The sequence below is a fragment of the Mycolicibacterium parafortuitum genome (assembly GCF_002086815.1).
Lineage (GTDB): Bacteria > Actinomycetota > Actinomycetes > Mycobacteriales > Mycobacteriaceae > Mycobacterium > Mycobacterium parafortuitum.
Genome location: NZ_MVID01000019.1, coordinates 32922 through 44798, shown reverse-complemented (window position 1 = coordinate 44798; position 11877 = coordinate 32922). Strand labels below are relative to the sequence as shown.

Genomic DNA, 11877 nt, shown 5'->3' with positions numbered 1-11877 from the left:
AAGACAGGCCCCGAGGCGCCCCGCCGTACCCCCGGCGGCAGACCCTGCTCGAACGCGCACGGCTCAACGATCTGGTGGTGCAGATCAACGAACTGCAGCGCCGCGGCGGCGTGGACCCCGAGGACGCGCTGCTCGACATCATCGAGAACGGGGTCGCGTCGGTGCCGGGTGCCCGCCATGCGGGTGTCACGCTGATCGACAAGCACGCCGTGGTGACGACCGCGGCCGCGACCCACGCCCACGTCCGGCTGCTGGACCGGATCCAGGCCGAGGCCCACGAGGGGCCGTGCCTGTCGCGCGCGTGGTCCCACCACACCCTCCGCGTCGACGACCTCGCCGCAGAGCAGCGGTGGCCGCTGTACTGCCGGGCCGCCGTCGAACGCACGCCGGTGCGGTCGGTGCTGTCGATCCGGCTCTATCACGACGGCCCCAGTCTCGCCGCGCTGACGTTCTACGCCGACGAGGCCGAGGTGTTCGACGACGACTCGGTGGAACTGGCGTTGATCTTCGCCGCCCACACCGCCGCCGCGCTGACGCTGACCCAGCGCGAGGACCAGTTCCGCAGCGCGCTGGCCAGTCGCGACGTCATCGGCCAGGCCAAAGGGATGCTCATGGAACGCTTCGGCATCGACGCCCATGCCGCGTTCGAACTGTTGCGCCGGATCTCCCAGGAGAAAAACGTGAAACTGGTCGATATCGCCGAAAACCTGGTCGCCGCGCACGGAACGGCGGGTTAGCCGGCTACCGCCCCGATGGCGTCCTCGCCGAGCGGATCAGCGACATATCCGCCGGGCCGGCGTCGGCGGGCCACCACGGCGGCTCCGCTATCTCGCACGCATCGAGGTTGGTCTGACCGTGCACCTGGGTGACCGTGTCGACACAGTCGGCGACCGTCGCATGCTCGATCTCGGAGATCCGGTCATGCGCGTTGGACGCGAACCAGGCGCCGAAGCCCACGATCGCCGCCGACGCGGCCACGCAGACCGCCAACGGCCAGTCCAGACGGTCCCTCACGCCCATAGCGGCTGACGCTAGTGCAAATATCTGGGTATTCGCTGAGTGAGTCATGAGAAGTCCCGGCCCGACACGCCACGGCAAACTCTGCCAATCGTGCCCAGCGAACACGCTTACGGCGTAATTTACGTCCGTAACAATCTGGTCACAGCCAGTCCGAGGGTGAGGGAATCGCATGGGTTACGCCGTCAACGTCGGTCGTGTCGGAGCGCTCGCGGTGACGCTGGGGGTGGGCTGGGCCGTCGCGTCGGCACCCGGCGTCGCGTACGCGGACACCTCGGATGCCTCTTCCTCTTCCTCGAGTGCGTCCTCGAGCGCATCGTCGAGTGAGTCCTCGTCGGCCCGCGAGTCGGCCAAACCGGCCAGGACGTCCCGTTCGGACTCCGGCGACACCGCGGGCAGCGCCCCGTCCTCGGGGTCGTCGGAGGCATCGGAGGCCGGTGACGACGATGCCGCATCGCGCGCGTCCAAGACATCGCGGGCGACGGGCCCTGCCCGCGACGACGTCGAGGACACGGCCGAGGTAGACGATGCAGAAGACACGGCCGCCGCCGAAGACACGGCCGACGATGCGGACGCACCGGCGGCGATCGAGACCGTCGCGGTGAGCACCGTCGCCGCCCCCGCGACGCCGTCGAAGCCACCGGCCGACGCGCCCAGGACCAAACCGGCGCCGACCCCGACATCGCCGACCACGACCTCGCCGGCACCCGAGCCAGCCGCCGCGGTACCGCAGTCCGTGGTGAAACCGACCCTGGTCAGCATCATCAGCGATGTGCTCGCCTCGATCCTGACCCCACCGGCGAAACCCGCCCCGGCGACACCGCTGCAGGGAGCGACGATGCTCGCGTCGCTGGCGGCGGTCCGTGACGAACTCGAGCGCACCGCGGCCCGCCGGTACGGCGCGACGGTCGCAGACGCCGTCGCACAACTCGTCGACGACACACCCAACGTGCTGGTGATCGGCGTGGACGGCACCAATCTGAGCCGGGTGCTCGCCCACCCGGAGCTCACCCAGAACTTCTTCAAGCTGATCCAGGGCGGCACCACCGCCGCGTCGACCATCGTCGGGCACACCACGGTCTCGAACCCGTCGTGGTCGTCGATCCTGACCGGCCTGTGGGGCGAGACGACGGGTGTCATCAACAACGTCTTCACACCGTGGACCTACGAGAAGTGGCCGACGCTGTTCACCCAGCTCGAATCGGCCGACCCGTCCATCGTGACCACCTCGATCGCGAACTGGGACGTCATCTCGGCGATCGCCACGTCCGGCCTCGGCGTCGACAACGTCGTCAACGTCCCCGAGCAGGAGGACGATCCGCTGTGGTTCAAGGCCGACGACCTGGTCGGCGATTTCACCGAAGCCGCGATCGCCGATGCCAGCGCCGCCGTGGCGAACCTGATCTTCAGCTATTTCGTCGGTGTCGACGAGGCCGGCCACGCGTTCGGCGGCGAATCGCCGGAGTACCTGGAGGCGCTGGCCAACTTCGACCGCAACCTCGGCGAGATCATGGCCGCCGTCGACGCCTGGGAGGCCGCGACCGGCGAACAGTGGACGATCCTGATGGTCACCGATCACGGCCACCAACCGCAGCTCGGGTTCGGCCATGGCTTCCAATCGCCGGCCGAGACAACGACATTCGTCGTCGCCAACAATCCTGACCTGTTCCAGCAGGGCGGGGTGAACCTGAAGTACTCGATCGTCGACGTGACCGCCACGGTGCTCGACCTCTTCGGCCATCAGCCCGGCGTCACCGACGGGGTCTCGCTGCTCGACCTCGACGACAGCACCGTCACCCCGGGCGACGACGACGCGTTGCTGCGCAAGGCACTGCAGGACGCGATCGCGATGTACGGCTACCCCGACATCGCGACCAACCTCGCGCTCAGTGTGCGGACCATCGCCGCGACCATCCCGTACTACGTCAACAACGTCTTCAACGGGGTCCAGTCGGGTCTGCAGTCGCTGGCCGACGCGGACATCTTCCTGATCAGCCCGCTGGCCGCGCTGGCGATCATCCCGGTCCGCATCATCGGCGACCTCACCTACATCGCGGTGAACATCCCCGCCCAGATCATCGCGCGCCTCACCGGCGTCACCGGCGCGTCGATCTTCCCGTTGGTGCGGCCGCAGACCCCGGTGTTCCCGATTCCCGAGGCCGGCGATCAGACCCCGACCCTGCTCGCGGCGGCGTGCACCGAGGGCCGCGTGACCAGCGCCGTGTTCGCCTGCGGGGCAGCCGCTCTCGCGTCCTGACCGCGGCGCTCAGCGCTTGAGCGAGGAGACGTAGTACGTCTCCTTGCCGGTCGGGTATCCGCCGCCGTCGGTCGCGATGTGGACATGGTCGAAATGGTTCAGGGTCTCCGAGCCGTAATCGGCCGTCCAGCTCGGGGCGCCGATGCCGGGGTAGAAGCCCTGCCGCCAGATCACGTGGATGACGCCCATCCGCTCGGCGTTCGCCAGCGCGTAGCCGGCGATCTGATTGCCCAGCGCGATCCCTTCCTCGCTGTTGTGGTTCGGGATCATCACATCGATCGCCAGCCCGTTGGGATGCCACTTCAGCGCATCCTGGCGGTAGCCGCCGATCGTCGTGATCTCCGGGAACATCACCGCGATCGCCCGGGCGAGCCAGATCGTGTGCACCTGCAGCCCGCCCTCGGGGGCGATCCCCTTCGGCAGCGCGAAGTCGAAGACCCGGGCGTCGACCGGCGCGCTGGCCGCGAGCAGTTCGGCCTCGGTGGGGACCGGCGCCGCCAGTATCGGGGGCTCCTGGTTCGGCGCCGAGGTCGGCGCGCCGGCCATCGTCGGCTCGGGCTGCGGGGCGCGCGGCGGAGTCGTCTGCTGGGCGTAGATCATCGCCGCCGACAGCGCGACGGACGCGGCGATCGCCAGCCAGCGCCCCCGGCCGTTGGCCAACAGATTCCTGCCCACGGAACAGCACCTTAATCTCCCCGCCGACCCGCAGCCGGCAATTGGAGTCACCGCGTCGCAAACCGCGGTTTGGCGGCAGCGCGAATCGGGAAATCCCCGCCCTGTCCTGGTGCAGCGCGGCCCGGCTGATCATGCGGCTGCAAACAGAGAGGCGCTGGCGATGGAGACAAGTGGGCAACTCGGGACCAGCCTGAAACCCCGGCACATCACCATGATCTCCATCGCCGGGATCATCGGCGCGGGCCTGTTCGTCGGGTCGGCCAACGCGATCGCCGAAGCCGGACCCGCGGTGATCCTGTCCTACCTGATGGCCGGGACGCTCGTGGTGCTGGTGATGCGAATGCTCGGCGAGATGGCCGTCGCGAACCCGGACACCGGGTCGTTCTCGGTGTACGCCGACCGGGCGCTCGGCGGCTGGGCCGGCTTCTCGATCGGGTGGCTGTACTGGTGGTTCTGGGTGCTGGTGATCCCGGTGGAAGCCACCGCGGCCGCGGAGATCCTGTCTCATCTCATCGGCGGCGCCCAGTGGTTCTGGGCATTGGCGGTGACCTTGTTGCTCACCGCCACCAACCTGATCAGCGTCGGCAACTACGGCGAGTTCGAGTTCTGGTTCGCGTTGATCAAGGTCGTCGCTATCGTCGCGTTCATCGGTATCGGCGTCGCCGCGATCCTCGGGGTCATCCCCGATTCCGAGGTGAGTGGCCTGCACCAGCTGTGGGAGCCGGATGGCTTCATGCCCAACGGATTCGGGGCCGTCGTCGCCGCGATGCTGATCACGATGTTCTCGTTCATGGGCACCGAGATCGTCACCATCGCGGCCGCCGAGTCACCCGATCCGGAGTCCGGGATCTCGCGCGCGGTGAACTCGGTGATCTGGCGGATCTCGCTGTTCTACGTCGGCTCGATCTTCGTGATCGTGGCGCTGATGCCGTACGACCGGCTCGAGGACGGCTCCTACCAGTCCACGCTGCAGGCGATCGGCATCCCCGGATCGAAGCTGATCATGGACCTGGTCATCCTGACCGCGGTGGCGTCATGCCTGAACTCCGCGCTCTACACCGCATCACGGATGTTGTTCTCGTTGGCCGAACGCCGCGACGCGCCGCAGGCGGTGAAAAAGCTGACAGGCAACGGAGTTCCGTGGGTCGCCGTGCTCGCGTCCATGGTGGTCGGCTTCCTCGCGGTGCTCGGGAACTACCTGCTGCCGGACAAGATCTTCGGCTACCTGCTGGCGACCAGCGGTGCGGTGGCGTTGTTCGTCTATCTCGTAATCGCGGCCAGCCAATTCGTCCTGGGAAGGTCGATGCGGGAGGCGGGGGAGAAGCCGTCGGTGCGGATGTGGCTGTTCCCGTACCTCACGGTGGCCGTGATCGCCGCGATCGTCGTCGTGCTGGTGCTGATGGCCTTCGACCCCGACCAGCAGCAAGCCATCGCGCTGTCGGTGGTCTCGGCGGTGTTCATCGTCGGAACCGGGGTGGTGGTGCACCGCAGGCACGCCGCCAGGGAGGCCGCCGAACTTCTCTCGCAGGCGTGAGAACTTCTCTCACAGGCGTGAGATCCGCTGGGGTCAGGGGAGTTTCGCGACGGTTAGCAGCAGCGCCGCATCCGTCAGCGCGAGCAGTGAGTGCCGGGAGTCGGGGATCATGAGCAGGTCCCCGGTGCGCCCGTCCCACTGCTGATCTCCGGCGATCAGACGCACCGAGCCCTTGAGCACGTAGAGCGTCGCCTCGCCGGGGTTCTCGTGCTCGCCGAGTTCGGAGCCGGCGAGCATGCCGATCACCGTCTGGCGCAGCACCTTCTCGTGGCCTCCGACGACCGTGTCGGCGGCATTGCGGCCGGCTGCGGCCGCCTGCTCAATTTGTTGACGCGCCAGCGCTTCGAGCGACACCTTCTGCATGACAGCCATTCCATGCCTGATGCCGCGCACCGTCAACCCATGATCAGAAGGTCTGCACCTTCTGGACGCTGACGATGCCGCCGTGGCCGGTCTTGTCGTTGGTGAACCGCATCCCCGACGGCGAGGACACGATCGTCCAGCCCATGGCCCGATAGGTGCGATCGCCGAGCGTCACCGCCTCGGGCACGCCGAGGTTGCCGTCCACCCAGGACCCCGTGCCGTCGGCGTTGATCCGCACGCCGTGATACGGCCCGCTGCCGTCGACGTGCTGAGCCCAGTTCATCCCGTCGGTCTCACAGCCCACGTAGCCGGTGTCGACGAGGCACTGGGTCTCACCGCCCGCGGTCTGCACCACCACGTATCCGTACTCGTTCGGCGGGATCGTCACGACGTCGGCCGAACTCACCGCCGCGGGCAGGTCGCCCGCGGGCTGTGCCAGCGCGGGGGATTCGTAGGCGGCCAGGGTGAAGCCGAACTCCTTGAGCGGTTCCAGATCCTCCGCCTCACCCGACGGGGTCCAGATCGCCAGCGGACGGTCGTCGACGACGGCGTGCGCCACGTAGGTGGACGGCTGCCACGACAACGTGGACTGCATGGACGGCTCGGACTCGAAATGGTCGAAGTTCACGACACCGTCGCCGTCGTGGGGCACACACGTGCTGCCCGCGACGGTGTGGCGGGTGTCCGACGCCGTGGCGGAGTCGCCGCGGCACACCGCCGACTGCCACTGCTCGAGGGACCCCGTGACGGTCCCCGGCGTGGCCGCGGAGTTTGCCGAACCTTCTGTCGCGGGCGCCGACGAGCACGCGGTCGCGGCGGCGGCGAGCAGCAGTGCCGCAGCGGCGCACCGTACGGGGGCGAACGGCGCCGCCACTGGCCTGTGGGTGATCTCCATGCCTACCTTTCGCCGGCGACGTCGGGCGTTGCTCGGCAACCGCGAATGTACTGGCGGGATTTTCACCTGCGTCAATCACTTGCCAAGTCCTGACCCAACCGTGATCGCCGCGTGTCCTGACCACCGGCCTACTGGGCCGACCGGCCGTAGTGGCACTTCGGTACGCTGCGCCTGAAGGGTGGCCCAGCTCTCACAAGAGCCGACCGCCGCAATCAAGCGAACACACACGCGGGAGAGAGAACACATGAGCGCCGAGCAGCCGTCCATCATCTACACGTTGACCGACGAGGCGCCGCTGCTCGCGACCTACGCGTTCCTGCCCGTGGTCCGCACCTTCGCCTCGGCGGCGGGCATCGACGTCAAGTCCACCGACATCTCCGTCGCCGCGCGCATCCTGGCCGAGTTCAACGATCGCCTCCCCGACGACCAGAAGGTGCCCGACAACCTCGCCGAACTCGGCGAGCTGACCCAGCTGCCCGAGACCAACATCATCAAGCTGCCGAACATCAGCGCGTCGGTGCCGCAGCTGCTGGCCGCGATCAAGGAACTCCGGGCCAAGGGCTACGACCTGCCGGACTACCCGGGTGACCCGAAGACCGACGAAGAGCGCGAAATCCGTGCCCGCTACCAGAAAGTGCTCGGCAGCGCCGTCAATCCGGTACTGCGCCAGGGCAACTCGGACCGTCGCGCGCCCAAGGCGGTCAAGGAGTACGCCCGCAAGCATCCGCACAGCATGGGCGAGTGGTCGCAGGCCTCGCGCACCCACGTCGCGACGATGAAGACCGGCGACTTCTACCACGGCGAGAAGTCGATGACCCTGGACAAGGACCGCAAGGTCAAGATGGTATTGACCCCCAAACGTCCAGATGGGTCGAGCGAGACGGTCGTGCTCAAGCCCGAGGTGGCGCTGGAGGCCGGCGACGTCATCGACAGCATGTACATGAGCAAGAAGGCGCTCATCGAGTTCTACGAGGAGCAGATCGAGGACGCCTACAAGACCGGCGTGATGTTCTCGCTGCACGTCAAGGCGACCATGATGAAGGTCAGCCACCCGATCGTGTTCGGCCACGCCGTCAAGGTGTTCTACAAGGATGCGTTCGAGAAGCACGGCAAGCTCTTCGAGGAGCTCGGCGTCAACGTCAACAACGGCATGTCCGATCTGTACGACAAGATCGAATCGCTGCCCGCGTCGCAGCGCGAGGAGATCATCGAGGACATCCACCGCTGCCACGAGCACCGCCCCGAGCTCGCGATGGTCGACTCGGCCCGCGGCATCACGAACTTCCACTCGCCGTCCGACGTGATCGTCGACGCGTCGATGCCGGCGATGATCCGGCTCGGCGGCAAGATGTACGGCGCCGACGGCCGCACCAAGGACACCAAGGCCGTCAACCCCGAGTCCACCTTCTCCCGGATCTACCAGGAGATGATCAACTTCTGTAAGACCCACGGCCAGTTCGACCCGACCACGATGGGCACCGTCCCCAACGTGGGTCTGATGGCGATGAAGGCCGAGGAGTACGGCAGCCACGACAAGACCTTCGAGATCCCCGAGGACGGCGTCGCCGACATCGTCGACATCGACACCGGCGAGGTACTTCTGAGCCAGGACGTCGAAGAGGGCGACATCTGGCGCATGCCCATCGTCAAGGACGCCGCGATCCGCGACTGGGTCAAGCTCGCCGTCACCCGGGCCCGAGCCTCCGGCATGCCCGCGGTGTTCTGGCTCGACACCGAGCGGCCGCACGAGGTGGAGCTGCGTAAGAAGGTCAAGGAGTACCTCAAGGACGAGGACACCGAGGGCCTGCAGATCCAGATCATGCCGCAGGTCTGGGCCATGCGGTACACGATCGAGCGGGTGATCCGCGGCGAGGACACCATCGCGGTGACCGGCAACATCCTGCGTGACTACCTCACCGACCTGTTCCCGATCCTCGAGCTCGGCACCAGCGCCAAGATGCTCTCGATCGTGCCGCTGATGGCCGGTGGCGGCATGTACGAGACCGGTGCCGGCGGGTCGGCGCCCAAGCACGTCAGCCAGCTTCTCGAGGAGAACCACCTGCGCTGGGATTCGCTCGGCGAGTACCTGGCCCTCGGCGCAAGCTTCGAGGACATGGGCCGCAAGGCGGGCAACAAGAAAGCCGAGCTGCTGGGCAAGACCCTCGACTCGGCGATCGGCAAACTTCTCGACAACAACAAGAGCCCGTCACGCAAGGCCGGCGAGCTCGACAACCGCGGCAGCCAGTTCTACCTGAGCATGTACTGGGCTCAGGAGCTGGCCCAGCAGACCGAGGACAGTGAGCTCGCCGAGTACTTCAAGCCGTTGGCTCAGTCGCTGGCCGACAACGAATCGACCATCGTCGAGGAGCTCAACGCGGTACAAGGCAAGCCGGCTGACATCGGTGGCTACTACTATCCAGATGTAGAGAAGACGACTGCGGTGATGCGGCCGAGCAAGACGTTCAACGAGGCACTCGAGGCGGCCCGTACCTAGGCAGCGTTTTCCGGCAAAGTGATCGAGTGTGATCCGCGCGTAACATCTCGCGCGGACACGCCGATTACAAGCCATCATCCGGCTGTCGTCTGGGAGTTGTTATGCGCGTGGTAATGGGTCTGTCCTTGACCGCAGGCAGTGCCGTCTGGGTGCTCGTCGACACCTACGACGGCAGCATCATCGCCGACGAGGTCGTCGACCTCGACACCGTCGGTGAGATCTCCCGCGCGGCCGCGCGCAGCGTGCAGGAGTTCGCCCTGCAGAGCGAGCGGCTGATCGACGGGGTGCGGCTGGTGTGGACCGAGGACGCCCGCCACGAGGGCGTCCGGTTGCGGACCAAACTCCGGCTGTTCGGCTTCGAGGCCATCGACACCGTCAGCGAAGAAGCCGCCCGCGAAGGCCGGAACCGGACCGCGCGGCACATCGCCCCGCACATGGTGCTGGCCTACGGCGCCGCCCGGGCGGATCTCGACGACCCCGCCGACAAGGGTGTGCTGCTTCGGCTTGCCGAAAAGGTGCCCAGCAGGAACTCCGAATACGGCGCCGGCGCCCCGGTGATCGCCGAGCGGGTGGCCGCGGTGCGCGTCGCGGGCAGCGAGGCCGCGATGCGGACCTCCGACCGGGCCCGCCAGCTCATGGAGGCGTTGCCGGGCGGAGTGGGTGTCCGCGCCGCCGCGGCGGTCTTCGCCGTCGCGGTGACCGGTGTCGTCGGATACGCGCTGTTCGGATACTCACCCAAGCACGACGTTCCCCAGCCGGCCGTCGCCGAGGCAGTGGCGCCGGCACCCGCCGCGATCCCCGAACCGGTGCTGCCCGCGGTTGTCGAGCCCGCCCCCATCATGGTCGAAGAGGTCGCGATCCCCGCGGCCGTACCCGAGACCGCACCGAGCCCGCAGTACAGCGCCGCGGTGCCCGAGACCGCCGCCGAAGTCGAGGTCTCCGACGAGACCAGCACCGGGACCTACGCCGCGGCGGTGCCGCAGACGACGTCCGACGTCCCCGCGGCGACGGTGTCGCCGGGGCTGCGGACCCCCGAGCCCAGCACGGCCCAGACCGTGGGCGCCGCCGAGATCGGGCAGCAGCTGCCGGCACAGACCGGGGTGCCGCATCTGACGGGTCCCGGCCCGGCCGCCGGACCGGCCCAGCCGTACACGGTCCCGGCGCAGGCGTCGCCCGAGGTGATCCCCCCGCCGGCGCCGCCCGCGCCGGGTCCGCTGGGTGCGCTGTTCGGCGCGCTGCCCTGATCCGGTAGGACTACTCATGGCCGCGCTGCCGTAGACGCGCCATGCTGGGCAGATGACACCGCCCACGCGTGACCGCGCCGTCGACGTCATCCGCCTCGCCGCTCTCGTGGTGGTGATGTTCGGGCACTGCGCGCTGCTGCTGGCCACCGTGGACTCGGGCGGCGTCCGCATCGCCAATCTGATCGGTGAGGTTCCCGCCGTCGCGCCCGCCACCTGGCTCGCGCAGGTGATGCCGCTGTTCTTCCTCGCCGGCGGCGCGGCGGGCGCCTACGGCTACCGCCCCGGGACGGCTTGGGGGGCTTGGGTGTTCACCCGCGCACAGCGCCTGTTCCGGCCGGTGTTCTGGTATCTGGCGGCGTGGACGGCGGGGCTCGCCGCAGCGTGGGCGGTGCTGGGCGCGAAGTCGGCGGCCGGGCTCGGCGCCGAGAGCGTGGCGCTTCTGTGGTTCCTCGGCGTCTACGTCGTGACGCTGGCGTTCGTCCCGGCGCTGGTGCGGCTGGACACGGGCGGCACCCTCGCCGCGGTGCTCGCGGCCCTGCTCGCCGCCGTCGCGGTCACCGATGCGGTGCGTCTCGGTACCGGCGAACTCGCCGCCGGCCTGCCCAACTTCCTGTTCGTATGGCTGATCCCGATCGTCATCGGGGTCGGTTACGCGCGCGGGCTGATCCGTCCGGGGCCCGCCGCTGTCACCGCCGCCGCGGCGTTCGCGGCGGCGCTGGTGCTCGTCACCATTGGGCCGTACGAGGTATCGCTGGTGGTGACCGGTGCCGAGCGGATCTCCAACGTCTCCCCGCCCACGCTGTTGCTGGCGTTGCACTGTGTGTGGATGTCGTGCGCGTTCGTCGCGCTCTCCGGGCCGGTCGGGCGGTGGGCGCAGCGCACCCGGCTGTGGGGTGTCATCGCGGCGGGCAATGCCGGGGCGATGACGCTGTACCTGTGGCACATCGTCGCGATCGCGATCGCGGCGTTCGGTTTGAACGCATTCGGCCTGGACGCCTACGACGTGCACGCCGGCGACTTCATCGGGATGCTCCTGCTGCGCGCCGCGGTGTTCGCGGTGGTGATGCTCGTGCTGTTCCGGCTGCTCTCGCCGTTGGAACGCAGGCCGCTGCCGTGGTGGGACGCCGGCGTCACCGCCACCGGACATCGCGCCACGGCGGCAGGGGCGCTGGTGTGCGTCGCCGGTGTGGTGCTGGTCGTGATGGCGAAATTCGGGCTCGGTGACCCCGCCGGCTGGACCGCGTGCGCGGCGTTCCTGACCGCCGCGAGCGCCGCGCGGCTCTTCGCGGCCGCCCCGCTGCGCATCCGGGCCGCGACAACGTTGAGTTCGTAACCCGCCCTTGGAGTTTCATGTGCCGTCCCGGTACGGGCGGCGCGCGGACGGCGCACGGCGTTTCG

The 11877-nt window shown here is 68.4% G+C and carries 11 protein-coding genes; 6 read left to right on the top strand and 5 right to left on the bottom strand.

Annotation, left to right across the window (positions count from 1 at the left end):
• The first annotated feature begins 44 nt into the window (after window positions 1-44).
• Entirely contained in the window at window positions 45-737 is a 693-nt protein-coding gene (locus BST38_RS19190) for a GAF and ANTAR domain-containing protein (protein WP_420872574.1), read from the top strand.
• A gap of 4 nt (window positions 738-741) precedes the next feature.
• Here the strand turns inward: BST38_RS19190 and BST38_RS29260 are convergent, their stop codons facing one another.
• On the bottom strand, window positions 742-1020 hold the full coding sequence (locus tag BST38_RS29260; RefSeq protein ID WP_083145057.1) for a hypothetical protein: 279 nt from the start codon (window positions 1018-1020) through the stop codon (window positions 742-744).
• A 174-nt stretch (window positions 1021-1194) separates the two neighbouring features.
• Window positions 1195-1782, bottom strand: coding sequence for a hypothetical protein (locus BST38_RS29700; protein ID WP_237160847.1), 588 nt, complete (start codon window positions 1780-1782; stop codon window positions 1195-1197).
• Here BST38_RS29700 and BST38_RS19180 point away from each other — a divergent pair.
• Window positions 1757-3274 (top strand): alkaline phosphatase family protein, encoded by a 1518-nt coding sequence (locus BST38_RS19180; protein ID WP_237160846.1) that lies wholly within the window; start codon window positions 1757-1759, stop codon window positions 3272-3274. The genes BST38_RS29700 and BST38_RS19180 overlap by 26 nt on opposite strands.
• A gap of 9 nt (window positions 3275-3283) precedes the next feature.
• Here BST38_RS19180 and BST38_RS19175 read toward each other — a convergent pair whose 3' ends face one another.
• Complete coding sequence (locus BST38_RS19175; RefSeq protein WP_083145055.1) at window positions 3284-3949, bottom strand: VldE C-terminal domain-containing protein; 666 nt, start codon at window positions 3947-3949, stop codon at window positions 3284-3286.
• Window positions 3950-4109: 160 nt separating this feature from the next.
• Here BST38_RS19175 and BST38_RS19170 point away from each other — a divergent pair, with 160 nt between their 5' ends.
• A complete protein-coding gene (locus tag BST38_RS19170; protein ID WP_083145054.1) occupies window positions 4110-5483 on the top strand; it encodes an amino acid permease in 1374 nt (457 codons plus the stop codon).
• Window positions 5484-5516: 33 nt separating this feature from the next.
• Here the strand turns inward: BST38_RS19170 and BST38_RS19165 are convergent, their stop codons facing one another.
• Both BST38_RS19165 and BST38_RS19160 read right to left on the bottom strand, forming a co-directional pair.
• Window positions 5517-5846 (bottom strand): cupin domain-containing protein, encoded by a 330-nt coding sequence (locus tag BST38_RS19165; RefSeq protein WP_083145131.1) that lies wholly within the window; start codon window positions 5844-5846, stop codon window positions 5517-5519.
• 43 nt (window positions 5847-5889) lie between these two features.
• Window positions 5890-6741 (bottom strand): hypothetical protein, encoded by an 852-nt coding sequence (locus BST38_RS19160; RefSeq protein ID WP_083145053.1) that lies wholly within the window; start codon window positions 6739-6741, stop codon window positions 5890-5892.
• A gap of 244 nt (window positions 6742-6985) precedes the next feature.
• On the opposite strand from BST38_RS19160, the gene BST38_RS19155 reads away from it, so the two are divergent.
• The 3 genes from BST38_RS19155 (at window position 6986) to BST38_RS19145 (ending at window position 11812) form a co-directional block, all read left to right on the top strand.
• Window positions 6986-9235, top strand: coding sequence for an NADP-dependent isocitrate dehydrogenase (locus BST38_RS19155; RefSeq protein WP_083145052.1), 2250 nt, complete (start codon window positions 6986-6988; stop codon window positions 9233-9235).
• A 101-nt stretch (window positions 9236-9336) separates the two neighbouring features.
• The gene (locus BST38_RS19150) at window positions 9337-10479 is read left to right on the top strand and encodes a DUF7159 family protein (protein WP_083145051.1); all 1143 of its coding nucleotides are present in this window, start codon (window positions 9337-9339) and stop codon (window positions 10477-10479) included.
• Window positions 10480-10531: 52 nt separating this feature from the next.
• Window positions 10532-11812 (top strand): acyltransferase family protein, encoded by a 1281-nt coding sequence (locus BST38_RS19145; RefSeq protein WP_083145050.1) that lies wholly within the window; start codon window positions 10532-10534, stop codon window positions 11810-11812.
• Window positions 11813-11877 lie beyond the last annotated feature (65 nt).